The sequence below is a fragment of the Bradyrhizobium sp. genome (assembly GCF_004799445.1).
GTDB lineage: Bacteria > Pseudomonadota > Alphaproteobacteria > Rhizobiales > Xanthobacteraceae > Bradyrhizobium.
On record NZ_SSNA01000055.1, the window covers coordinates 97,336 to 121,187 of the forward strand.

Annotated in this window: 27 protein-coding genes; 24 read left to right on the forward strand and 3 right to left on the reverse strand. The window is 63.2% G+C overall.

Annotated features, from left to right (window positions below; all coding sequences use genetic code 11):
• Positions 1–112: 112 nt before the first annotated feature.
• On the forward strand, positions 113–1,339 hold the full coding sequence (locus E8A46_RS06135; RefSeq protein WP_291558717.1) for an MFS transporter: 1,227 nt from the start codon (positions 113–115) through the stop codon (positions 1,337–1,339).
• Between the two features lie 76 nt (positions 1,340–1,415).
• On the opposite strand, the gene E8A46_RS06140 is transcribed toward E8A46_RS06135, so the two are convergent.
• The gene (locus E8A46_RS06140) at positions 1,416–2,012 is read right to left on the reverse strand and encodes a TetR/AcrR family transcriptional regulator (protein WP_291558719.1); all 597 of its coding nucleotides are present in this window, start codon (positions 2,010–2,012) and stop codon (positions 1,416–1,418) included.
• 52 nt (positions 2,013–2,064) lie between these two features.
• Between E8A46_RS06140 and E8A46_RS06145 the strand changes: the two genes are divergently transcribed.
• The 11 genes from E8A46_RS06145 to E8A46_RS06195 all read left to right on the forward strand — a co-directional run bounded on the left by E8A46_RS06145 (position 2,065) and on the right by E8A46_RS06195 (position 9,604).
• Entirely contained in the window at positions 2,065–2,934 is an 870-nt protein-coding gene (locus E8A46_RS06145; protein WP_291558721.1) for an alpha/beta hydrolase, read from the forward strand.
• A gap of 718 nt (positions 2,935–3,652) precedes the next feature.
• Complete coding sequence (locus tag E8A46_RS06150) at positions 3,653–3,976, forward strand: metalloregulator ArsR/SmtB family transcription factor (protein WP_291558722.1); 324 nt, start codon at positions 3,653–3,655, stop codon at positions 3,974–3,976.
• A 53-nt stretch (positions 3,977–4,029) separates the two neighbouring features.
• Complete coding sequence (locus E8A46_RS06155) at positions 4,030–4,470, forward strand: DUF1801 domain-containing protein (RefSeq protein WP_291559001.1); 441 nt, start codon at positions 4,030–4,032, stop codon at positions 4,468–4,470.
• Between the two features lie 73 nt (positions 4,471–4,543).
• Entirely contained in the window at positions 4,544–4,954 is a 411-nt protein-coding gene (locus tag E8A46_RS06160) for an SRPBCC domain-containing protein (protein ID WP_291558725.1), read from the forward strand.
• 126 nt (positions 4,955–5,080) lie between these two features.
• Positions 5,081–5,839 (forward strand): SDR family oxidoreductase, encoded by a 759-nt coding sequence (locus E8A46_RS06165; protein ID WP_291558727.1) that lies wholly within the window; start codon positions 5,081–5,083, stop codon positions 5,837–5,839.
• Entirely contained in the window at positions 5,836–6,747 is a 912-nt protein-coding gene (locus E8A46_RS06170) for a sigma-70 family RNA polymerase sigma factor (RefSeq protein ID WP_291558729.1), read from the forward strand. Before E8A46_RS06165 ends, E8A46_RS06170 begins: the two co-directional genes overlap by 4 nt.
• A gap of 51 nt (positions 6,748–6,798) precedes the next feature.
• Positions 6,799–7,593 (forward strand): DUF899 family protein, encoded by a 795-nt coding sequence (locus E8A46_RS06175; protein ID WP_291558731.1) that lies wholly within the window; start codon positions 6,799–6,801, stop codon positions 7,591–7,593.
• Entirely contained in the window at positions 7,590–7,886 is a 297-nt protein-coding gene (locus E8A46_RS06180; protein WP_291558734.1) for a hypothetical protein, read from the forward strand. Before E8A46_RS06175 ends, E8A46_RS06180 begins: the two co-directional genes overlap by 4 nt.
• A 138-nt stretch (positions 7,887–8,024) precedes the next feature.
• The gene (locus E8A46_RS06185; RefSeq protein WP_291558736.1) at positions 8,025–8,729 is read left to right on the forward strand and encodes a glutathione S-transferase N-terminal domain-containing protein; all 705 of its coding nucleotides are present in this window, start codon (positions 8,025–8,027) and stop codon (positions 8,727–8,729) included.
• 9 nt (positions 8,730–8,738) lie between these two features.
• On the forward strand, positions 8,739–9,149 hold the full coding sequence (locus E8A46_RS06190; protein WP_291558737.1) for a RidA family protein: 411 nt from the start codon (positions 8,739–8,741) through the stop codon (positions 9,147–9,149).
• A gap of 77 nt (positions 9,150–9,226) precedes the next feature.
• A complete protein-coding gene (locus tag E8A46_RS06195; RefSeq protein WP_291558739.1) occupies positions 9,227–9,604 on the forward strand; it encodes an ArsC family reductase in 378 nt (125 codons plus the stop codon).
• A 21-nt stretch (positions 9,605–9,625) separates the two neighbouring features.
• Here E8A46_RS06195 and E8A46_RS06200 read toward each other — a convergent pair whose 3' ends face one another.
• Positions 9,626–10,228: a PAS domain-containing protein gene (locus E8A46_RS06200; protein ID WP_291558741.1), complete on the reverse strand. Its 603-nt coding sequence runs from the start codon at positions 10,226–10,228 to the stop codon at positions 9,626–9,628.
• 388 nt (positions 10,229–10,616) lie between these two features.
• Between E8A46_RS06200 and E8A46_RS06205 the strand changes: the two genes are divergently transcribed.
• The 8 genes from E8A46_RS06205 to E8A46_RS06240 all read left to right on the forward strand — a co-directional run bounded on the left by E8A46_RS06205 (position 10,617) and on the right by E8A46_RS06240 (position 18,825).
• Positions 10,617–11,372 carry an ABC transporter ATP-binding protein gene (locus E8A46_RS06205; protein ID WP_291558743.1) on the forward strand — a complete coding sequence of 252 codons (756 nt, stop codon included), beginning with the start codon at positions 10,617–10,619 and terminating at the stop codon, positions 11,370–11,372.
• Positions 11,365–12,117 carry an ABC transporter ATP-binding protein gene (locus tag E8A46_RS06210; protein ID WP_291558745.1) on the forward strand — a complete coding sequence of 251 codons (753 nt, stop codon included), beginning with the start codon at positions 11,365–11,367 and terminating at the stop codon, positions 12,115–12,117. The genes E8A46_RS06205 and E8A46_RS06210 overlap by 8 nt, the downstream gene beginning before the upstream one ends.
• 33 nt (positions 12,118–12,150) lie before the next feature.
• Positions 12,151–13,374 (forward strand): ABC transporter substrate-binding protein, encoded by a 1,224-nt coding sequence (locus tag E8A46_RS06215; protein WP_291558747.1) that lies wholly within the window; start codon positions 12,151–12,153, stop codon positions 13,372–13,374.
• A 78-nt stretch (positions 13,375–13,452) separates the two neighbouring features.
• Positions 13,453–14,316 carry a branched-chain amino acid ABC transporter permease gene (locus E8A46_RS06220; protein WP_291558749.1) on the forward strand — a complete coding sequence of 288 codons (864 nt, stop codon included), beginning with the start codon at positions 13,453–13,455 and terminating at the stop codon, positions 14,314–14,316.
• 1 nt (position 14,317) lies between these two features.
• Positions 14,318–15,286: a branched-chain amino acid ABC transporter permease gene (locus E8A46_RS06225; protein WP_291558751.1), complete on the forward strand. Its 969-nt coding sequence runs from the start codon at positions 14,318–14,320 to the stop codon at positions 15,284–15,286.
• Positions 15,287–15,443: 157 nt separating this feature from the next.
• Positions 15,444–16,088: a DUF47 domain-containing protein gene (locus E8A46_RS06230; protein ID WP_291559002.1), complete on the forward strand. Its 645-nt coding sequence runs from the start codon at positions 15,444–15,446 to the stop codon at positions 16,086–16,088.
• Positions 16,089–16,102: 14 nt separating this feature from the next.
• Positions 16,103–17,119, forward strand: coding sequence for an inorganic phosphate transporter (locus E8A46_RS06235; RefSeq protein WP_291558753.1), 1,017 nt, complete (start codon positions 16,103–16,105; stop codon positions 17,117–17,119).
• An 86-nt stretch (positions 17,120–17,205) separates the two neighbouring features.
• A complete protein-coding gene (locus E8A46_RS06240; protein WP_291558755.1) occupies positions 17,206–18,825 on the forward strand; it encodes a peptide chain release factor 3 in 1,620 nt (539 codons plus the stop codon).
• An 86-nt stretch (positions 18,826–18,911) separates the two neighbouring features.
• On the opposite strand, the gene E8A46_RS06245 is transcribed toward E8A46_RS06240, so the two are convergent.
• Positions 18,912–20,768, reverse strand: a complete 1,857-nt coding sequence (locus E8A46_RS06245; protein ID WP_291558757.1) for an autotransporter domain-containing protein — start codon at positions 20,766–20,768, stop codon at positions 18,912–18,914.
• Between the two features lie 421 nt (positions 20,769–21,189).
• On the opposite strand from E8A46_RS06245, the gene E8A46_RS06250 reads away from it, so the two are divergent.
• The 4 genes from E8A46_RS06250 to panB all read left to right on the forward strand — a co-directional run bounded on the left by E8A46_RS06250 (position 21,190) and on the right by panB (position 23,764).
• Positions 21,190–21,789: a hypothetical protein gene (locus E8A46_RS06250; protein WP_291559004.1), complete on the forward strand. Its 600-nt coding sequence runs from the start codon at positions 21,190–21,192 to the stop codon at positions 21,787–21,789.
• Positions 21,790–21,947: 158 nt separating this feature from the next.
• Positions 21,948–22,256 (forward strand): HdeA/HdeB family chaperone, encoded by a 309-nt coding sequence (locus E8A46_RS06255; RefSeq protein WP_291558759.1) that lies wholly within the window; start codon positions 21,948–21,950, stop codon positions 22,254–22,256.
• 95 nt (positions 22,257–22,351) lie between these two features.
• Positions 22,352–22,936, forward strand: a complete 585-nt coding sequence (locus E8A46_RS06260) for an NnrU family protein (RefSeq protein ID WP_291558761.1) — start codon at positions 22,352–22,354, stop codon at positions 22,934–22,936.
• 3 nt (positions 22,937–22,939) lie between these two features.
• Positions 22,940–23,764 (forward strand): 3-methyl-2-oxobutanoate hydroxymethyltransferase, encoded by an 825-nt coding sequence (gene panB / locus E8A46_RS06265; RefSeq protein ID WP_291558763.1) that lies wholly within the window; start codon positions 22,940–22,942, stop codon positions 23,762–23,764.
• Positions 23,765–23,852 lie beyond the last annotated feature (88 nt).

The following is a 23,852-nucleotide window of genomic DNA, read 5'->3' on the forward strand; positions in this document are numbered from 1 at the left end:
CTTTGGTCGTAGCGGACCACGCCCCGAAAAATAATCAGGAACACCCATCAACCTGTCGGTTCCACCCCATCCCGTTCGTCTTCCGTTTAGAAAGACGCATTGGAGACCACGAATGACCAATTCTCGCTATCGCTGGGTGATCGTCGCGGCCGGGGGCCTGCTCGGCTGTGTCGCCATCGGCGGCATGTTTTCGTTACCGGTGTTCCTGCAACCGATCGCGCGCGATACCGGCTGGTCGGTCACCGGCGTGTCCGGCGCCATGACGATCGCCTTCCTCGCCATGGCGTGCACCAGCATGATCTGGGGTACCTTGTCCGACCGGTTCGGGCCGCTGCCGGTGGTGCTGACGGGGTCGATCGTGCTGGCGACAAGCCTCGCGCTGGCCAGCCGGGCGCCGTCGCTGCTGGCGTTTCAAATCATGTTCGGCCTGATGGTCGGCGGCTCGATCTCGGCGATCTTCGCGCCGATGATGGCCTGCGTCACCGGCTGGTTCGATACCCATCGCAGCCTCGCGGTGTCGCTGGTTTCGGCGGGGATGGGGATGGCGCCGATGATCATGTCGCCGGTCGCCGCCTGGCTGATTTCGAACCATGACTGGCGAACCTCGATGCAGGTCATGGCCGTCGTGGTCGCCGCCATCATGATTCCGGTCTCGCTCCTGGTGCGCCGCCCGCCGGCGCTTGAAGCGGTGTCCGCGGCCGCATCGGACGACGCCGCGCCGGAGCCGGAGATGTCGCTCGCGCAGGCGCTGCGCTCGCCGCAATTCATCATCCTGCTCGCGACCAGTTTCTTCTGCTGCGCCACGCATTCCGGCCCGATCATCCACACCGTGAGTTACGCCGTCAGCTGCGGAATCCCGATGATCGCCGCCGTCACGATCTACAGCGTCGAGGGGCTGGCCGGGCTGGGCGGCCGCATCGCGTTCGGCCTGCTCGGCGACCGTTTTGGCGCCAAGCGCGTGCTGGTCGCAGGATTGCTCGCGCAGGCCTTCGGCGCGCTCGGCTATGCCTTCGTGCACGAATTGGCCGCGTTCTATGCCGTGGCGGCGGTGTTCGGCTTCATCTATGCCGGCACCATGCCGCTCTATTCGGTGCTGGTGCGCGAGAATTTTCCGCTGCGGATGATGGGCACGGTGATCGGCGGCACCGCGATGGCCGGCAGCCTCGGCATGGCGACCGGGCCGGTGGCCGGCGGTTTGATCTACGACACCTTTGCCAGCTATGCGTGGCTCTATATCGGTTCGTGGGCGTTTGGCCTCGGCGCGTTCCTGATCGCGCTGACCTTCCCGCCGTTTGCGAAGGGCAGGGCTGAGACGCAGCCCGCGCCAGTGGCGGCGTAAAGCTCGCCTCTCCAGCGTGCACTTTACTGCCGTCATTGCGAGCGAAGCGAAGCAATCCACGCCCCAGCAAGCGGCGCTATGGATTGCTTCGTCGCGGAGCTCCCTTGCGCAAACGCTTCGCGTTTGTCGCAGGCAATGACGAACGTACTTCGTCGACAAGAAGTCGAAACACATCGCGCTCGGCCACGCCGAGCCGCTTGAAATCGCCTTCGACCAGACCGTCGCAAAGCCGTTCGAACGTGAGAAGACGGGCGACCTGGTCAGCGCGCGGCAGCCGCGCATAGTTCGGCAACCGTCGGCAGGTGGCCTCGATTTGCCGATCGCGCGAGGTGGCCCGCGCCTTGGCCATCTCGGGATGGCGGACCGTCAGATCTCGCAGCGAGCGCCGGAAAATCCGGCTCTTGCGATGTTGCGCGAGGATGGCGGCGGCGATTTCTTCCGCTGTGCTGGCCGAGGCGATGAAGCCGATTTCCTCATCCGTCCATTGCTCATAGACCGCGATGAAGACTTCCAGCTTGTCGCGGAAATGGCGATAGAAGGTCTGGGGGGCATAACCGGCGCGCCGGGCGATCGCGTTGCTGTTGGTCCCCTCATAGCCGACCGTGTCGAACTCCTTCCGCGCCGCCGCAATCAGGGCGGAACGTCCTTCTCCTCGGGGTTTGGGCGGTGGCATGGTGCTGCGCTACTCCTTGACATCCTATGTGATACACGTATCACTTAGTGATATGCAAATCACATACGAAAATCTGAGAGCCCAGGCCGGCGTCGCCGAGCCGTTTTCATGGATCGACGCCGCCGGGACGCGGCTGGCGCTGTCCAGGCGCGGTGCGGGCGCGCCGGTGCTCTGCCTTCACGCGATTGGACATGGGGGGAGGGATTTCGAGGCGTTCTGGAAACGGATGCACGACAAGGGTTTTGAGATTGTCTGCCTCGACTGGCCCGGGCAGGGGCGAAACCCGGACGACGCCACGGGCGCGGAGGCGTCGGCCAGCCGCTACGCGGAGATTCTGGCCGGTGTGATCGCGGCCGCGTTCGTGCTGGGCGATCCGCCGATCGTGATCGGCAACTCGATCGGCGGTGCGGCGGCGATGATTGTCGCGGCGAAACAGCCCGCGCTGATCCGCGCGCTGGTGCTCTGCAATCCCGGCGGGCTGGTTGCGGTCGACGGTTTCGCGCGAACCTTCTGCGCCGCGATGTCCGGCTTTTTCCGGGCGGGCGCGCGTGGCGCCATCTGGTTTTCACCCGCGTTCGCGATCTTCTACAAGACGGTGCTTCCGGGTCGACCGGCGCGCGAGCAGCGCCAGAGGATTATCGCTGCCGGCCGGGAGACCGCGGGAGTTTTGGCGCAGGCCTGGGCCAGTTTCGGCCGTGCGGAGGCCGACATTCGCGAGTTGTTGTGGCGTATCGATCGCCCCATGCTGTTCGCCTGGGCGAAGGGCGACCGCATTGTCAGCTGGGCCCGCAATCGCCCCGCGGTCAGCCGGTCGAGCGCGAAAGTGCAAATGTTCCGTGGCGGCCACAGCGCGTTCATGGAAGACCCCGACGCCTTCACCGCCGCCTTTGAAGCCTTCGCCCGGCAACTCCCGGAGCGATGACGCCGTCATTGCCTGCGACAAACGCGAAGCGTTTGCGCAAGGGAGCGTAGCGACGAAGCAATCCACGCCGCAGCAAGCGGCCCAATGGATTGCTTCGCTTCGCTCGCAATGACGTAACGCGATTTCGCATGCGGCCAATTGACCTGACGGGCAAATCACCAAAAGTGTGTCCAGCCCTCCGCGCAAAAATATTCCGCTTTTGCCGTCGGGCAAATCACTGGTCTAAATCCGCGCGTCTCACGGCGGATGAGGGGCGGCTCGCGATCGTCACGAACGTTGCGGTGGGATGCGGTGGACGCGGGGTGCTGCGGCGGACGAGCGCGGCTCCAGCGGACGGCGAAGTCGTGTGGTCCTGACGCCCCGACGCTGGCGTCAAGTTTTCGCAGGGCGACTTGCGATAGCGACGGTGGCAAACAAGCCCGGTCACCGGGGAGAGCGCGAAGTAAGCCGTAAACCACCGCGCGGGGAAAGCCGGCGTGATTCCGGTTGAACCTGTGGTCCTACCCCCGTGCTTTTTGTTGCACGGGACCCATGGGTGCAATCGGCACCCGGCTTTCCCTGCGCCCTCAGTTCTTTCGAGGGCAACGTTCATGCACAACCTCGGGCGCGCTCCGCGCCGCGGGAACGAACCCGCGCACGTCGGCGCCGTTTCTCCCTCTTGACACATATAGCTTACCGGTTATGGTTTTGGCCAATAGCCAACGGGTTATCAATTGGCATGCTGCAGCCCCACGAGATCCTGTTCCGAACGCTGGCCGATCCGACGCGCCGGGCGATCTTCGAGCGGTTATGCCGCGACGGCGACCAGACGGTCGGGGCCCTGACGGCGAAGGCCGGGGTCTCGCAACCGGCGGTCTCCAAGCATCTCGGGATCCTGAAGCAGGCTGGGCTGGTGCGCGACCGCCACGAAGGCCGCCAGACGCATTACAGCGCGCAGCTCGGCGCGCTGGCGCCGCTGACCGACTGGACCAGCCGGATGACCGGCTTCTGGCAGAGCCGGTTCGACCAGCTCGAAGACCTGCTCAAGAGGATGGACCAATGAGCAAACCCGCGACCAAGACCCGCGCCGTCGCCGCCAAACGCGCGACGAGCACCATGAAGAAAAGCGCAGGCGCTGCGAAGGAGGGCAAAGCGATAGACGATGCCTCGCGGCTGATCGATGCGAGGATCCGGGAGTTGAAGGACTGGCGCGGCGAGACGCTCGCCCGGGTCCGAACGCTGATCAGGCAGGCCGACCCCGACGTGGTCGAGGAGTGGAAGTGGCGCGGGGTTCCGGTGTGGTCGCACGGCGGAATCATCTGCACCGGCGAGACCTATAAGGCTGTCGTGAAGCTGACCTTCGCCAGAGGCGCGGCGTTGCCGGACCCATCAGGGCTGTTCAACTCCAGCCTCGAAGGCAACACCCGGCGCGCCATCGATATCCCCGAGGGCGGCAAGATTAATGAAAAGGCGTTGCAGGCGCTGATCCGCGCCGCCGTGGCGCAGAACCTGTCGGTGCGCGCGGCCGCCGGCGCCCGCAACAAAAAGAGCGCTTGAGCCGCGGATCGTTCAGCCGGTTCGATCACCCAAAAGATTGACGCAAAAGGATGGACCGATGAAGGATGGACCCATGACCAATACTGCGACCGAAACGCTTTCCGTCATCGTCGAACGCGAGATCGCTTTTCCCCCCGAAAAGATCTGGCGTGCGCTGACGCAACCGCAGCTGATCGCGGAGTGGCTGATGCAGAACGACTTCAAGCCGGTGGTGGACCACCGTTTCAGCCTTAGCGCCGACTGGGGCGCGGTCGACTGCCAGGTTCAGACCGTCGAGCCGAACAAGACGCTGTCTTACACCTGGGCGGCGATGGGCCTCGAGAGTGTCGTGACCTGGACGCTCACGCCCACTAGCGCGGGGACCCATCTGCGCATGGAGCAGTCGGGCTTCCGGAGCGATCAGCAGCAGGCCTATCAGGGTGCCAAGTTCGGATGGCCGCGGTTCTTTGCAAACCTGGAGCAGGTGCTGGCGCGGATCGACTGAAGCTCGCGTGGCGCGTGACAACATTCGCTTCACGCGCTCGTGTTCAGATCCTCAACCCATTGCTGGCTCCTTTTCGGTGGCTCAATCGTCCTGGCTGTATCTGGACACGAGACACCGGAGCCAAACATGAGCCTCAAAGACAACCATGTCATCGTCACCGGCGGAAGCCGTGGCCTTGGGCTGGGCATGGTCGAGGCCCTGATCGCGCACGGCGCCAGGGTGACCGTCGTCGCCCGCGACGCCGATGCGCTCGAAAGTGTCCACGCCCGACTCGGGGTCGCCACGATCTCTGCCGACGTGACGGACGAGACCGCAGCCCACCGCATCCTTGGCCAGGTCCGTCCGGACATCCTGGTGTTGAACGCCGGCGCGGCGCCGCGGATGGGTCGGTTGGACCAGATCAGCTGGGCGGATTTCACCGCGACCTGGGAGACCGACGTCAGGGGCGGGCTCTATTGGCTGCAGGCCGCGCTCAACCTGCCACTCAAGCCCGGAAGCCGTGTCTTGGTCGGATCGAGCGGCGCGGCCGTGAACGGATCGCCGCTGTCGGGCGGCTACGCCGGCGCCAAACGCATGCTCCTGATCATGGCCAGGTACGCCAACGGCATTTCGGAGCAGAAGCAGCTCGGGATCCGCTTCCAGGCGATCGTGCCGATGCAGATTATCGGCGGCACCGGGGTCGGCGACGCGGGTGCCAACGCCTATGCGCGCGCCGCGGGTCTCAAGCCCGAAGCGTTCCTCGCCCGCTTCGGTGCGCCGATGCCGCCCCGGGAGTTGGGCGAGAAAGTTGTTTCCGTGCTGGATGACCCGAAATATGCCGAGGGCTTTGCCTTTGGGCTCAAGGGCGACACCGGAATCACCATGCTTGAGGGAGCGGCGGCTTGAGTGCGGGACCGACCTCGGCGCGCCACGCGCAGCTCCTGGCGCTCGCCGATGAGTTGCGGCCGGAGCTGCACCGCTATTGCGCGCGCCTGATGGGCTCGGTGATCGATGGCGAGGATGTGGTGCAGGATACCTTCACGCGGGCCTTCGCCGCCCTGGACGACCTAGGGGAGGACGCGCCCATGCGTGCCTGGCTGTTCCGGATCGCCCATAATCGCGCGCTCGACCTGCTGCGCGGCCGGGCGGTGCGCATGACCGAGCCGATCGACGCCGCCGCTGAAGTCGTCGACCAGGCCAGCCCTGACCCCGTCGAGATGCTGATGCGCCAGGAAGCGGTCGGGACCGCGGTGTCGCGCTTTGCGGAGCTTCCGACCCTTCAGCGCAGCGTCGTCATCCTGAAGGACGTGCTCGACGAGCAGTTGTCGGAGATCGCCGCTCTTCTCGACCTTACCGTCGACGCCGTGAAGGGCCATCTGGCGCGCGGCCGCGCCCGTCTTCGGGAGATCAACGCGCAAGCCGCCACGCTGGCGGAGGCGCGGCCGGCGTCAGCAAACGTGACGCGCTACGTCGCGCTGTTCAACCAGCGGGACTGGGAAGGCCTGCGGGCGCTGCTGGCCGACGACGTCAAGCTCGTTCAGTCCACGTACCCGCTGCGCGCCGGCGCCGCCGACGTGGGCATGTTCTTCGGCATCTATTCGCGCAGTGCCCCGGTGCGGCTCGCTCCCGCCTGGCTCGATGGCCGCGAGGTCATCGCGGTCTACGAGGATCCCCAGGCAGTGAAGCCCGGCTACCTGATGTGGCTGGAATGGCGGGATGGCCGGATCAGCTTCATCCGCGACTACAAATATGTTCGCTACGTCATTGACGACGCGGAACTGGTCGCGGCGCCGGAGGCAAGCGCCGATGGATGAGCCGCGCTCCTCAGTATCGATCGTCCCCATTCAACAAGCAGGAGGTTAGCGATGCAGACAGCACATGAGACTGAGCGGAACGGCGGCAAGCTCGCAATCCACACACCGCCAATCGTGTCGCCGCAGGCATGGGAGGCCGCGCGCGAAGAGATGCTTGTGAAGGAGAAGGCCTTCAGCCGCGCCCGCGACGTGCTGGCCGCCGAGCGTCGGCGCATGCCATGGATGGCGGTGGAGAAGGCCTATGCGTTCGAGGGGCCGAAGGGCAAGACGAGCCTGCTCGGCCTGTTCGAGGGCCGCCGTCAATTGATCCTCTACCGCGCTTTTTTCGAGCCCGGGGTGTATGGGTGGCCGGAGCATGCCTGCCGTGGCTGCTCCCTGGGTGCCGACCAGGTCGCCCACCTCGCGCACCTCAACGCCCGCGACACCACGCTTGCGTTTGCATCGCGCGCGCCGCAGGCGGATATCGCGCGCCTGAAAGCCCGAATGGGCTGGGAGATGCCGTGGTACACCCTGACGGACAGCTTCGACGCCGACTTCGGCGTCGACCAGTGGCACGGCCACAACGTTTTTTTCTGCGACGGCGACAAGGTGTTCCGCACCTACTTCATCAACTCCCGTGGCGACGAGGCGATGGGAACCACCTGGAGCTATCTCGACGCGACGCCGCTCGGGCGCCAGGAGACGTGGGAGGACTCTCCGCAGGGCTATCCTCAGAGCCCGGCCTACAAGTGGTGGAACTGGCACGACAATTACGCCGTCGCCGCCGCACCCGATCAGAGGTGGGTCGAGGTGTCGGACGCCGGAGAGGCCGCCTTCCGCAACCGTGACGCAGGCGCGAAGGCATGACCGACGCCTATCCCGCCAACGCGACTGGCGGCACCGGTTGTGATGACGAGGGCGCCGCGGCGGCGCGCGGCATAGCCAATTGGCTGGGCCTCGCGGCCGCGCCGACCTTCGCCATCATGGCGCTGCTGATGGTCGCTCTCGGTGACAGGACAATGGCGATGATGTGCTCGAGCACGCCAGATCCGGTATCGCTGGGGGGAATGGTTCCGATGTACCTGCTGATGAGCGCCTTCCATTCGGCGGCGTGGCTGAAGCTGATGGCCAGCCGACGCCGCCGGACACGCCCGTCTTGATCGGGAAGCATCGGCGTCGACGAATTGCGCGGGCCGCGCGTCTTCAGCGCCGCGCATTGGCAGGCGCTGACCCTTGTCACATGCGGCGATAGCCGTACATTAGGCGCGCAACCAGAAACCGGCAAAGAACGAGTTGTGATGTCCGACCTTTCCGCTTTTCCGATCACCAGACGCTGGCCCGCGAAACATCCGGACCGGCTTCAGCTCTATTCGCTGCCGACGCCGAACGGCGTGAAGGTCTCGATCATGCTGGAAGAAACCGGGTTGCCTTACGAAGTGCATCTGGTCGACTTCAACAAGGACGACCAGAAGACGCCGGAGTTCCTGTCGCTCAACCCGAACGGCAAGATCCCCGCGATCATCGATCCGGATGGGCCGGGTGGCAAACCGCTCGGGTTGTTCGAGTCGGGCGCGATCCTGCAATATCTCGGCGAGAAAACCGGCAAGCTGTTGCCGGCTGACGCGGCGCGCCGCTACCAGACCATTCAGTGGGTGCACTTCCAGATTGGCGGAATCGGGCCGATGTTCGGCCAGGTCGGCTACTTCCACAAATTCGCCGGCAAGGAGATCGCCGACAAGCGGCCGCTTGAGCGGTACGTCACGGAGTCAAAACGCCTGCTTGACGTCATGGAGTCTCGTCTCGGCGGACGGCAGTGGATCATGGACGACGATTACACCATCGCGGACATCTCGATGCTCGGCTGGGTACGCAATCTGATCGGATTTTACGGGGCACGCGAACTGGTCGCGTTCGATGGTTTTGGCAACGTCTCGGCGTGGCTCGACCGCGGCCTGGCTCGACCAGCGGTAAAACGCGGACTGGAGATTCCGAAGCGGTCCTGAGGAGACGCCATGCCAGCGGAGATCAACATCTACAATCCGAGCGAACTCGGCCCTCCGATGGGCCAATACAGCCACGTGACACGCGTGAAGGCGAACGAGTTCCTCTTCATTGCCGGCATGCTTTCCGGCGACGCTGCGGGCAACATTGTCGGCGCGGATGATTTCGATACGCAGACCACGCAGGTCTTTCGCAATGTCGAAGCCGCCCTCAAATCCGCCGGTGCTTCCTGGCGCAACGTCGTTCAGTTCACGACGTTCCTGGTGCATTCGCAGGACATCCCGAAGTTCATGGCATTCCGCCTGCGCGAGTTTCCAAAAATGTTTCCCGACGGCAAGTATCCGCCAAACACGTTGCTGATGGTCGACCGGTTGGTTCAGGAGCCATTCCTGGTCGAGGTGCAGACAGTGGCAGCGATCTGATCAGGCGATGACGGACCCGTTGACGCCCAGCGTGGCTTGATTGATGGTCGGGCGGAAAACTCCAGGGCAATCGGAAAATGACGATCACCATCTACGGCATCAAGAACTGCGACACCATGAAGAAGGCGCGCGCCTGGCTCGATGGCCACGGCGTGGCCTACGGCTTTCATGACTACAAGACCGAAGGCATCGCCAAGGATAAGCTCAAGCATTGGTGCGACGAACTGGGCTGGGAAACCCTGCTCAATCGTGCCGGGACCACGTTTCGCAAATTGCCCGATGACGACAAAGCAGGCCTGAACGAGCGCAAGGCGCTTGCCTTGATGCTGGCGCAGCCGTCGATGATCAAGCGGCCGGTGCTCGATCTCGGCGGCAAGCTGCTCGTCGGATTCAAGCCGGACATCTACGCCAAGGAAGTGGCGGGCCCGGGCGGGGCGCGGCGCGCGAAGGGCTAGGGTGATCCAGCCGCGATGTTGCTAGCTGAATTCGATCAGGTCACCGGCGGGAATACGGCCGGGTGCGCGATGGAATAGATCGCGATCGATCACGACGCGAAGCTTTGCCGTCGGCAGCGCGTCATTTCCCCGCATCAGATTCTTGATCTCGAATCCGCCGTCTTCGCTGATGGTCTTTAACGACGCGATGACGTGAGTGACGTCGCCGCCATCCGAGAACGGCAGCAATAGCCGCTCATAGGCGACGAGGCGCCCGTAGCTGTCGTCGATGTCAGAGATGGTGTAGACTGGAAGCGCGCGCGCCAGACATTCATGGTAGACCGGCATCACCACCGAAGCGAGCTTGGCGCCGAGATATTCGTCGAGATAACGGCCCTTGCCGGTGTGGCCGTAGGCCGCGGACATCCGCGTGCCGTCGCTCTGGATCACTAGACGCGGCGGCGAGTGTGCTGCAGTGACGTTATAAAAGACGAGGTCCGGAAGTTCCTCGGCGAGCCGTTCGGGTTGGTACTCCACAATGCGCGGCAAAAGCTGCGCGCGGGCATAAAGCCGCAGCCACGTGTTCAAGAGATCACGTTGCTTGATCGACTTGAGGATCGTTGGGTTGGCGCTTTCGAATTCCAAGGCTGTGGGTCCGGTCTCGATGTAAAACACCCTAGCATCGATCCCGAGGCGGAAATATTTAATGAAAACCCGAAAATGCAGCTTAACAGCGTTAATGACTGCTTTCCGTCCGGCCTGGTCGGCTCTCAAAAACAACCCGGGGCGAACCGCTCCAATCGTGTCCCCTTGACCGCTTTCGTCATTCGACTAATGGCCAATCGGCTCAATGCGCGCTTGCGGATATGCCCAGCTTTCCGCCTTGCGTAAGGCGGGCCGTTGGCGGCATATTCCGCCCCGGAGACGGCCGGCCCAAGGCGAAATTCCAAGACGCCCGGGAGAACCAGCCGACGAAAAAAGATTGGCCACCCGCGATGGGGCGTCGCGGCGATGGCTGATGGGGGAAATTTGATTGGCCGATGAGTTCATTCTCGAAACCCACGGATTAACCAAGGAATTTGCGGGTTTCTTCGCCGTTCGCGACGTCGATCTTCGGGTCCGCCGCGGCAGTATTCATGCGCTGATCGGCCCGAACGGGGCCGGCAAGACGACATGCTTCAATTTGCTGACCAAGTTCCTGAGGCCTTCGGCGGGTCAAATCCTGTATAAGGGGCAGGACATAACGGCGCTGGCGCCGGCTGACGTGGCGCGCCTCGGTCTGGTGCGCTCGTTTCAGATCTCGGCGGTATTTCCGCATCTGACCGCGCTCGAGAATGTGCGGGTCGCGCTGCAGCGTCAGCACGGGCACTCCTTCGACTTCTGGCGTTCCAAAACCGTGCTCGACCGCTTCAACGGCCGTGCCCACGAACTGCTGGACGATGTCGGTCTCAGCGAGTTTGCCATGACGCCCGCGGTCGAGATGCCTTACGGACGCAAGCGCGCGCTCGAAATTGCGACGACGCTGGCGCTCGATCCGGAAATGATGCTGCTCGACGAGCCGATGGCCGGCATGGGACACGAGGACATCGACAAGATCGCGGCGCTGATCAAGCGCATCTCCGCGAAATACACGATCCTGATGGTCGAACACAATCTGAGCGTCGTTGCCAATCTTTCCGACATCATCACCGTGCTGACGCGCGGCCACGTGCTGGCTGAAGGCAATTATGCCGATCTGTCCAGGGACGAGCGTGTCAAAGAAGCCTATCTGGGGGCCGGTCATGGTTGATTCGACAATGGCCGATGCCGCTACCAGGTCCGTTGCCGCGGCCGGCGCGTCCGTGCTGTCGGTTCAGAATCTCGAAGCCTGGTATGGCGAGTCGCATATCCTGCACGGCATCAATTTCGACGTGAATGCCGGCGAGGTTGTCACCCTGCTCGGGCGCAACGGCGCCGGCAAGACCACGACGCTGAAATCGGTGATGGGGATCATCGGCAAGCGCACCGGCTCGATCCGCTTCGATGGTCAGGATATTACCCGCGCCTCGTCGGACAAGATTGCGCGCATGGGCGTCGCCTTCTGTCCAGAGGAGCGCGGGATTTTCGCCAGCCTTGATGTTCGTGAAAACCTGCTGTTGCCGCCGGTGGTGCGCAGCGGCGGCCTGTCGCTGGACCAGATCTTCGAACTGTTCCCCAATCTCAAGGAGCGGTTGAACAGCCAGGGTACCAAATTGTCCGGCGGCGAGCAGCAGATGTTGGCGATCGCACGAATCCTGCGTACCGGCGCGCGGTTTCTGATGCTCGATGAGCCGACCGAAGGTCTCGCGCCAGTCATCATCCAGCAGATCGGCCACACCATCAAGCGCCTCAAGAACGAAGGTTTCACCATCCTTCTGGTCGAGCAGAACTTCCGGTTCGCCGCAACCGTCGCGGACCGCTACTACATCGTCGAACATGGCAAGATCATCGATGGTTTCGCGAATGCGGAGCTGCAGGCGAATATGGACAAGCTTCACACCTATCTCGGCGTCTAAAGAACAGCGGGAAGGATCCACGGAGGAACCACCATGAAAAACAGAAATCTCGCATCGTTACTGCTCGGTACGGCGCTAAGCCTCGCGGCCGGAAGCTTCGCTTTTGCCCAGGACAAGACCGTCAAGATCGGCGCGCTGTCCGATCAATCCGGGCTTTACGCCGATCTCGGCGGTCCCGGCTCGACGCTGGCTGCCCAGATGGCGGTCGAGGATTCGGGCCTCGCCGCCAAGGGCTGGAAGATCGATGTCATTTCCGGCGATCACCAGAACAAGCCGGATGTCGGCACCGCTATCACGCGGCAGTGGTTCGACGTCGACAAGGTCGACGTCATCGTCGACGTGCCGAACTCGGGCGTCGCACTCGCGGTCAACAACGTCATCAAGGAAAAGAACGGCGTCTACATCAATTCGGGTGCCGCGACCTCGGATCTCACCAATGCGCAGTGTTCTCCCAACACCGTGCACTGGACCTACGACACCTATATGCTCGCCCACACCACCGGGCAGGCGCTGGTGAAGGCCGGTGGCGATACCTGGTTTTTCCTCACCGCCGATTATGCCTTCGGCGCAGCACTTGAACGCGACACCACCGCGGTCATTCTGGCCAATGGCGGCAAGGTCGTCGGCGGCGTCAAGCATCCGCTGAACACGTCCGACTTCTCCTCGTTCCTGCTGCAGGCGCAATCGTCGAAGGCCAAAGTCATCGGGTTGGCGAATGCCGGTGGTGACACCACCAATTCCATCAAGCAGGCCGCCGAATTCGGCATCGTCAAGGGTGGGCAGAAGCTCGCGGCCCTCTTGCTGTTCATCACCGACATCAAGGCGATCGGCCTTGAAACGGCGCAAGGGCTGAACTTCACCGAAACCTTCTATTGGGACATGAACGATCAGACCCGCGCGTTCTCCAAGAAATTTGCGGCGCGGATGAAGAACGGCGCACCGCCGACCATGATCCAGGCCGGCGTCTATTCCGGCCTGATCCACTACTTCAAGGCCATGGAAGCCCTCGGCGGAAATCCGCACGACGGCATCAAGGTCGTGGAGAAGATGAAGTCGATCCCGACCGACGATACGCTGTTCGGCAAGGGCGAGATTCAACCCAACGGCCGCACCATCCATTCGGCCTATCTGTTCGAGGTGAAGAAGCCTTCGGAATCCAAGGCCCCCTGGGATTTCTACAAGCTGATCGGCACGGTTCCAGGCGACCAGGCGTTCACGCCGCTGTCGGAAAGCAAGTGTGCGATGCTGAAGAAATAGCGGCCGGCCCCCGCCGGCCTCGTGCCGGCGGGATTGCCTCCAGCTGACAACGAGATTGGGCGCGAAAGATCGATCGATATGCAAGCTCTCTATGCACAGCTCCTGGTGGGACTGATCAACGGCTCGTTCTACGCGCTGCTCAGCCTTGGGCTCGCCGTGATCTTCGGGATGCTCAACATCATCAATTTCGCGCACGGCGCGCTTTATATGATGGGCGCATTCTGCGCCTATTTCCTGCTCAACGTGGCGGGCATCGGATACTGGCCGGCGCTGATCATCGCTCCGATCGCAGTCGGCATTTTCGGCATGATCCTCGAACGGACCATGCTGCAATGGCTTTCCGGCCTCGACCATCTCTACGGGCTATTGCTGACATTCGGCATGGCGCTGATCATACAGGGCGTGTTCCAGAATTATTTCGGCTCGTCCGGACTGCCCTACGCGATCCCTGACGAGCTGAAAGGCGGCATGAATCTCGGCTTCATGTTCCTGCCGATCTATCGCGGCTGGGTGGTCGTGTTCTCGCTCGTCGTGTGCCTCGCCACCTGGTATCTGATCGAGCGAACCCGGCTCGGTGCCAACCTGCGCGCCGCCACCGAAAACCCGACGCTGGTGCGCGCCTTCGGCATCAACGTGCCGCGGATGATCACGCTGACCTACGGGCTCGGGGTCGGTCTTGCCGCACTCGCCGGCGTGTTGTCGGCGCCGATCAACCAGGTGCGACCGCTGATGGGGGCGGATCTGATTATCGTGGTGTTCGCGGTCGTGGTGATCGGCGGCATGGGTTCCATCATGGGTTCGATCATCACCGGCTTTGCGCTTGGTGTGATCGAGGGACTGACCAAATACTTCTATCCCGAGGCTTCCAACACTGTGGTATTTGTCCTCATGGTGCTGGTGCTGCTGGTGAAGCCTTCAGGACTGACGGGGCGGGCGACCTGACATGACGGCAATGACCGACGATACTTTACCGGTGACGCCGCGCACGATCCGCGACGAGATGATTGCGTTTGGTCTTATGACCGCGCTTTTGCTGGTGGTGCCGCTGACCGGCGTCTACCCGTTCTTCGTGATGCAGGCGCTGTGCTTTGCGCTGTTGGCTTGTGCCTTCAACCTCCTGATCGGCTACGGCGGATTGCTGTCGTTCGGGCACGCGATGTTTCTGGGAACCGCGGGCTACGTCACCGCCCATGCGCTGAAGGTGTGGGGCCTAACGCCCGAGCTTGGGATTCTGGCGGGAACCGCAGGTGCCGCAGGGCTTGGCGTCATCACCGGGCTCATCGCGATCCGCCGCCAGGGCATCTATTTCGCGATGATCACGCTCGCATTGTCGCAGCTATTGTATTTCATCTATCTGCAGACGCCGTTCACCCATGGCGAGGACGGCATCCAGGGTATTCCGCAGGGGTATCTGTTCGGGATATTCAACCTCGCCAGGCCGACGGTGCTTTATTACGTCATCGTCGCCGGCTTCCTGTTCGGATTTCTGGTGATCTTTCGCACCATCAACTCGCCGTTCGGCGAGGTGCTGAAATCGATCCGGGAGAACGAACAGCGGGCGATCTCGCTTGGTTACAAAACCGACCAATACAAGCTGCTCGCCTATATCCTGTCCGGAACCCTGGCGGGATTCGCCGGCGCCCTGAAAGTGTTCGTGGCGCAGAACGCCTCGTTGACCGACGTGCACTGGAGCATGTCCGGCGAAATCGTGCTGATGACGCTGGTCGGCGGTCTCGGGACCGTGTTTGGTCCGGTGGTCGGCGCCTTCGTGATCATCGCCATGCAGCAATACCTGGCCGGATTCGGGCAGTGGGTGACGGTGATCCAGGGCGTGATCTTCGTGGTGTGCGTGCTGACGTTCCGCCGCGGCGTGATCGGCGAGATCGCGCATTATTTCCGGCGCTCGCTTTAGGCGGCCGGTTTACGGAACATCTTCAGGCCCTACAAAGCGGTGGATGACCCGGTTCCGTCGCTAGCCTGCCGCGCGCTTTACCGGAGAAAAGGTTTATGACAGTCCTGTGACAGGCCGCCTCAGCCGGCCATTTCTCCGACAATGGATCTAGCCCATGCTGATGCGTTGGTTTCGCGCTTTTCTTCCCAGGGAGGAACGATTTTTCGACCTGTTCGCCCGGCACTCCCAGGCCGTCGTTCAGGGCGCGCTGGCGTTGCAGGACATGCTGCGCGGCGGCGATGAAACCCCGGTATTCTGTCAGCGCGTCAACCAGTTCGAGAATGACGCCGACAACGTCACCCGCGAGGTGCTCACCGCGGTTCGCCGGACCTTCATCACGCCGTTCGACCGCGGCGACATCAAGAACCTGATCACCTCCATGGACGACGCCATCGACCAGATGCAGCAGACCGCCAAGGCGGTCATTCTGTTCGAGGTCCGCACCTTCGAGCCGCCGATGCGTGAGATGGGCACGCTGCTGGTCGAGTGCGCCAACCTGGTCGGCCGCGCGCTGCCATTGATGCAATCGATCGGCAGCAATGTCGCGATGCTGACGGCGATCACCGAGGAGCTGACCAAGCTGGAAGGCCGCGTCGACGATCTCCACGACATCGGCCTGAAGGAGCTCTTCCTCAAGCACCGCGACGCCAACGCGATGGATTTCATCGTCGGCGCCGAAATCTACGATCATCTGGAGAAGGTTGCCGATCGGTTCGATGACGTCGCGAACGAGATCAACAGCATCGTGATCGAACAGGTATAGGGCAGGGCCGCGCAGTGGATGCCACGCTTGGTCTTCCGGTTTTGGTCGGATTAATCGCCGTCGCGCTTCTGTTCGACTTTCTCAACGGATTGCACGACGCCGCCAACTCGATCGCAACCATCGTATCGACCCGGGTGCTGCGGCCGCAATATGCTGTGCTGTGGGCCGGGTTCTTCAATTTCGTCGCCTTCCTGGTGTTCGGGCTCAATGTCGCCCAGACCATCGGCACCGGGATCATCGAACCCAGCGTGATCGATGTGCAGGTGATTTTTGCAGCCCTTGTCGGGGCGATCGTCTGGAATCTGATTACGTGGGGATTGGGGATCCCGTCCTCCAGCTCGCATGCCCTGATCGGGGGACTGGTCGGGGGCGGGATGGCGAAGGCTGGGCTTTCGGCCGCGGTCTGGAGCGGCCTGTCCAAGACATTGCTCGCGATCGTGCTGTCGCCGGTGGTTGGATTTCTGCTGGCGCTGGTGCTGGTCGCGATCGTGTCGTGGGCGTCGGTGCGCTCGACGCCATTCGCGGTCGATCGCGCCTTCCGCATCCTGCAGTTCGCTTCCGCCTCGCTGTATTCGCTGGGGCACGGCGGCAACGACGCGCAAAAGACCATGGGCATCATCGCCGTGCTGCTGTACTCCCAGGGACACCTCGGCGCGGAATTTTCGGTGCCGTTCTGGGTGGTGCTGGCGTGCCAGGCGGCGATGGCGCTGGGCACCCTGATGGGCGGCTGGCGGATCGTCCGCACCATGGGCCTGAGAATCACCAAGCTGACGCCGATGCAGGGGTTTTGTGCGGAGACCGGCGGCGCCGCGACGCTGTTCATCGCCACCTGGCTCGGAGTTCCCGTGTCGACAACCCACACCATCACCGGCGCCATTGTCGGCGTCGGCGCGGCGCGGCGGGTCTCGGCGGTACGCTGGAACGTGGCCAGTTCGATCGTCTATGCCTGGGTGATCACCATTCCGGCCTCCGCCGGCGTCGCGGCGCTGGCCTATTGGGGCACGCTGCTGCTGCGATCTTCGGCGCCCTGACTGGAGTAACGCCGCGCAGCGCATATATAGGCTAGCGCCGATCCTCCTTGATCCGGCCCGGTTTCCCTGCCAAACGCTCAAATCCGATGTCCGACCTCGCCCTCACAGCCGAATCGCCGTCCCGCTCGCCGCTCGCCGCTGAGGTGGCGCGCCGGCGGACCTTTGCGATCATCTCGCACCCCGACGCCGGCAAGACCACGCTGACCGAAAAGCTGCTGCTGTTCGGCGGCGCGATCAATCTGGCCGGGCAGGTCAAGGCCAAGGGCGAGCGTCGCAACACCCGTTCCGACTGGATGAAGATCGAGCGCGAGCGCGGCATCTCGGTCGTCACCTCGGTGATGACCTTCGAATTCGAGGGTCTGGTGTTCAACCTGCTGGACACGCCGGGCCACGAGGATTTTTCCGAGGACACCTACCGGACGCTGACCGCGGTCGATAGCGCCGTCATGGTGATCGACGCCGCCAAGGGCATCGAGGCCCGCACGCGAAAGCTGTTCGAGGTCTGCCGGCTCCGCGACATTCCCATCATCACCTTCATCAACAAGATGGACCGCGAGAGCCGCGACACCTTCGATCTCTTGGATGAAATCGAAAAGACGCTGGCGCTCGACACCACCCCGATGACTTGGCCGGTCGGCCGTGGCCGCGACTTCCTCGGCACCTACGATCTTGCCACCGGCGGCGTGCGCCTCCTGGAAGGCGGCGGCGCCAAGACCGGCGCGGCGCAACAGATCGACGTTGCCGAACTCGCCGGCCGCAACGCCAATCTCGACGTCGGCGCGATCAAGGAAGAACTCGCGCTGGTGTCGGAAGCCTGCAAACCGTTCGAACTGGAGGCGTTTCGCGAAGGCCATCTGACGCCGGTCTATTTCGGCAGCGCGCTGCGCAATTTCGGCGTCGGCGATCTGCTGGAAGGCCTGGGCCGTTTCGCGCCGCCGCCGCGCGCGCAGGAAAGCAATCTGCGCAAGGTGGAAGCGGCCGAGCCGCGCATGAGCGCCTTCGTGTTCAAGATCCAGGCCAATATGGATCCGAACCATCGCGACCGCATCGCGTTCGCGCGGCTGTGTTCGGGCAAGCTCACCCGTGGCATGAAGGCGAAACTGGTGCGCACCGGCAAGAACATGTCGCTCTCGAGCCCGCAATTCTTTTTCGCGCAGGATCGCGCGCTGGCCGACGAGGCCTTTGCCGGCGATGTCGTCGGCATCCCCAATCACGGCACGTTGCGGATCGGCGACACCCTGACCGAGGGCGAAGACCTCACCTTCGTCGGCGTGCCCTCCTTTGCGCCGGAAATCGTGCGCCGGGTGCGGCTGACCGACGCCATGAAGGCCAAGAAACTCAAGGAAGCCCTGCAACAGATGTCGGAGGAGGGCGTAGTGCAGGTGTTCCGCCCGCGCGACGGGGCGCCCGCGCTGGTCGGGGTGGTCGGCCCGCTGCAGCTCGACGTCCTGAAGGCGCGGCTGGACGCCGAATACACGCTGCCGGTGGAATTCGAGATCTCCGAGTTCCAGCTGGCGCGCTGGATTTCGTCCGATGACCGCAAGAAGCTCGACGCGTTTATTGCGGCCAACAGTTCCGGCGTCGCCGATGACGTCGACGGCGATCCGGTGTTTCTGGCCAAGAATGAATTTTATCTCGGCTACACCAGGGAACGCGCCGAGGGAATTACGTTTTCCAGCATCAAGGATGTGAAGAAGAAGGCGTAAGGCGAAACTCCGAACCTGCGCTGATCGCAAAGCCGCGACGTGAAATAGCCATCCGGAGAGCTTCCGTTTCGTGGCGGTCATGGCGGTTAGAACGCAGCCCGGACGCTCCCGCTGACCGCAAAGTCGCTGCCTCCATCGCGCGCGAAGGTGGTCGAGGCCGTGAGTGTTGCGTTGATATTGCCGCCAAATGCAGCGCCGATGCCGGCGGCGACCTTGCCGTAGGTTTGGTCATGCGCGGAGACCGGCGTCAGGATCGGGAGCAGCGGCGCCGTCACCAGCGTCGTCGTCACGTTGCGGCCCGAGCCGGCGAAATCCTGCTCGGCAGTGAGGTTGATGAAAGGGCTGTACAGCGTCGTCCCCGCGACGAATGGCAATCGCAGTTGGAGCCCGGCGTTGCCGGTCAAGGCGCTGATCGTTTGCCTGTCGACGATCATGGTCAGCAGGACGTCGCCGCTCTCGGTGTAGGCGCCGATGACCCCGTAGGTGTAGCTGAATCCCGCGATCGGCCCGACGCGGAACGCTCCGGCGTTGACCAGATAACCGGTCTCGCCAGCCGCCGTGAAGGTGTCGGCGCTGGTGCTGCCCTGGATCACGTCGATCACGCCCTGGCGGTCGAGCGCGAAATCGTGATGACCATAGACAATCACTGCGTCGGCGAACCAGTGGAGGTCGGTGAACGAGCTGTAGCCGGCGAGCTGATAGGATTTCAGGTGGTCATGCGCGTTCTGAACGCCAAGCGCGACATCGGGTTGCGAGTAGCCCAGCGCAAAACCGAGCCGCCACCTCGAATCATAGCGGTACTCGAGTCCGAAAGTGCCGGCGACGGCGTGATAATCATATCCGGCATTGAGGAACTGCTTGTCGAGGCTGGCGCTGGCGTAGCCGAAGTCGCTGTAGACCGACCATCGGTCCTCCGGCCTGAGCGGCGCCGGCGCCTTGGTCGGGCCCGCATAGGCCATTGCGTTGCCGATCCCGAACGGCTGCAAGCTACGGGTTGCGTCGAGCCGGCCAAGCACCGAGCCGGCGAAGCCGGTGGCAATGCTGGTGGTGATGGCACCCTGCGGCACCAACGTGGTCGGCGCGTCGATCTGGTTCGCCATGTAGGTCGCGATCAGCGCCATCGCGGCGCCAGTGGGATGCACGGAGTTCTGGTAGAAACAGCCTGCGAAATTCGAATTGACGCTGGCCGGCGTGGTTCCCGAGGGCGGCCCGGCCTCGCAATTGGTGGCGCTGGTGAAGCCGTACATCCCGGGATTGTTGGCGACGCGCTCCTGCAGGATGCCGAAATTGAATAGAAAGATGCGAACGCCGGATTGCGCCAGAGGCGCCAGCAATTGCTGGGTCTGCTGGTAATAGGTGTTCGCCCAGGTGTCGCGCAGGGCGTCGGTCAGCAAGGGGTCGCCGGGCTTCTCGGGAAACCATTTCGAACTGCCGGTGCTGAGCCAGGCGATGTTGCGAGCGCCCTGCGCCGCCATCTGTTGCACGCCGGCCGCCGCATTACCGGCCGAAACGGTCGCGCCCGAGACGATCAGCGCATGCGGATCGGGCGCACTCGTAAGGCTGATGGCCGACAGATCGTTACCGCCGATCGACAACGCGATCAGGTCGCTGCTGCTGTAGCGCCGGCCTGCCGACTGGGCGAGTTCGTAACTGAAGCCGTAGCCCGAAGCGATAGGGGGGAGCGTGTTGGTATTGTCAGTTCGCGCGCCGCCGATCGAATAATTGGTCATCCCCGGCAGGCCATAGATCGATTGCAGCGACTGGACGAAAGTGGTGCTGCCGGTGAAGGTGCAATTGGGATGGTAGATACAGGTTATGCCCGCAAGCTGGAACGCACCGCCCGGAGCGGCTCCGGTGTCAGCGTAACTATCGCCGAAGCCGTAAAGCGCGGTGAACTGCGCCTTGGCCGGCAAGATCGTGGCTCCCAGTATGACGACGGACATAAGCGTCGCCGCCACGACGTCGCCAAACGTCACTCTCCGCTCGATAGACCGTCTTGGTAGAGCGGCGTTGCCGCAAGCGGCGAGAGTTCGACTCCGTTGCGCCGAAATCGATGGCTTCCGCGCAAGATCGTGGCTCATCGCAGGTTCCTTGGTCGCTTGAGACCGAAACGCAGTCACGACCTAAAGTTGTTAAGTGATTCGCGCTGGCGGCGAGTTGTTCCAAATCAATCACGCAGAGCAATTTCCCGGCAGCACGGCTCATTCGGCAAAACGTGCCGGACAAGCGCGATCTGCGGAAGCCATCGGCCATGAACGCGCGGATGTGAACGAGGCCAGGCTTGATACGGCTCACGGAGCGTATCATTTTGAGCTTGTTCCACCCTGGTTGTGCTGTTTCCGAGGGCTTGTCGTGTTCCGTCGCATCGCCATCGGTCTCATCGTTGCCGTCGCCGGACTGACCATCGCCGGCTCGGCCGACGCCCGGCGACGGCACCCGATCGATGCCACCCCGTTTTCGCATGCTCCCTGCAGCGTGCTTTCCGGGCGGCCGTGCACGCCGTCGTTCTGCAGCGTGCTCAATCGCGGACCCTGCATTCCCGAGATCGACTATCCCTATGGCGAGAACCTGCAGCTGACAATCGAGAGCGCGCCTGCGAAGGATGACGAGGCCAAGTACCAGAAGCCCGACCACGATCTCGACAATATCGGCGACCTCTTCGCCGCGCTGCGCTCCTGCTGGACGCCGCCACAGGCGCAAGCCGCCAAAGAGGGCATGCAGATGACGGTGCGCTTCAGTTTCAAGCGATCCGGTGACATGATTGGCCCGCCGCGTGTGACCTACGCCACGGCAGGGGTGCCTGCGGATGTCCGCGACGGCTATTTCAAGGCGATCAACGCCTCGCTAGACGCCTGCGTGCCACTGAAATTCACCGGCAGTCTCGGCGGCGCGCTGGCCGGACGGCCGATCGCGATCCGCTACGTCGATAACCGCGAAATCGACAAGCAGAAGGCGACGCCGTGAGTGAAGGAGAGCCTGCGCGGTCCGCGCCACGCCGTGGCGGCAACCGGGGGCATCAAATCCGTAGAGCCAAAGGCTTGTAAAAGCAGGCGTTGGTATGGGAGGCTGGTGATGCTGCACCCAGGCCGCAAGAAATAAACAAAATTCCCGGAGGAAGTTTCATGAAATTGGTCATCGCGATATGCTGCACAACGATGCTCGTCACCTGCCAGGAGGCAGCAGCGGCGACGCCAGCGCTGTCCGCGGTGGACTTTTCGACGATGAGCTGTGAACAATTCTGGCAGAGAACGCCTGCGTCTGATCGCGGTCCTTTCCTGTTCTGGCTAAGCGGCTATTTCGGGCACAAGAAAAGCTCTCCCGTCCTCGACCCCGCGAGCTTTACCGAGAAGACCAAGGCTCTCGCCGACTACTGCGCCAAGCAGCCCGGTGACAACGTTCTGTCAGCCGCCGAGAAGGCGTTTTCCGATTAGGCGACGGGACTGCCCTGCGCTTTTGGCGCATTGCAGCCTGTGCCCCGAAAGTGTTACCCGATGCCCACAAAAGCCGGCATGCGGAGGAGAACATCATGGGACTGGCGGTGATGATCCTGGGCCTCGTCGTGTTCCTCGGCGTTCATACGCTACCGGCGCAACGCGAGTTGCGCGCCCGCGTCATCGCCTCGATGGGCGAGGGAGGTTACAAGGGCGGCTATGCCGTGGTGTCGCTGCTGGGCCTCGCGCTGATCGTTTGGGGTTTTGCCCATTATCGCGCGACCGGGTGGATCGCTGTCTGGGACCCGCCAAAGGCGCTCAAGCACCTCGCCATGGCGCTGATGTTGCCGGCCGTCATCCTGGTGGCGGCAGCCTACATCCGCGGCCGCATTTACACCACGCTGAAGCACCCGATGCTCGCCGGCGTCAAGCTGTGGGCGGCGGCGCACCTGCTCGCCAACGGCGATCTCGGCGGCATCATCCTGTTCGGCTCGTTCCTGGGATGGGCGGTGTTCGACCGGATTTCGCTCAAGCATCGAACCGATGCCGGCGCGCCACCGATTCCGGTCGGCGGCTGGGGTAACGACCTGATCGCTGTCGCGGTCGGGATCGTCGCCTATCTGGCGCTGGCATTCGCGTTCCATCCCGTCGTGATCGGCGTTCCCGTCGTAGGAGTTTAGAAAATGTCAGTCCAGTCCGCGATCAGGCGCAAGACTGCACCGGATATCCGCGCCCGCAAGAATGGCGAACCGATCGTGATGCTGACGTCCTATCATGCCCATACCGCCGCATTGGTCGACCGCTATTGCGATGTCATCCTGGTCGGCGATTCCCTTGGCAATGTGATGCACGGCTTCGAGACCACCGTGCCGGTGACGCTCGACATGATGATCCTGCAGGGGCATGCGGTGATGCGCGGCTCGCAGCATGCGCTGGTGGTGATCGACATGCCCTTCGGGTCCTATGAAGCCTCGAAAGAGCAGGCGTTTCACGCCGCGGTGAGAATCCTCAAGGAAACCCATTGCGGCGCCGTGAAGCTCGAAGGCGGCGCGCGGATGGCCGAGACCATCGCGTTTCTGTCCGAGCGCGGCGTTCCCGTGATGGGCCACATCGGATTGACACCGCAGTCGATCAATACGCTCGGCTCGTTTCGCGCCCAAGGCCGCGAGGAGGGCAGCTGGGAGCCGATCGAGAACGATGCCCGCGCGGTAGCGCAAGCCGGCGCTTTTTCGGTCGTGGTCGAGGCGGTCGCGGAGCCGCTCGCAAGGAAGATCACGGAGACCATCGCCATTCCCACCATCGGTATCGGCGCCAGCGCCGCCTGCGACGGTCAGGTCCTGGTGCTGGAGGACATGCTGGGGCTGTCGCCGCGGGCGCCGAAATTCGTCCGCCGCTACGGCAATCTCGGCCCGATGATCGAGGCCGCGATTGAGGGCTATGCCACCGATGTGCGCTCGCGCGCTTTTCCAGGACCCGAGCACGTCTACGGCATGAAGGCGAAGGGCTGACCGGCACACTGCGGCGGACCGGTCGCGCCCACAGGCAGGATAAGCGCTGCCTGAGGGTCGCGGCACGGTAGCAAGGCTGTCCGGGGGC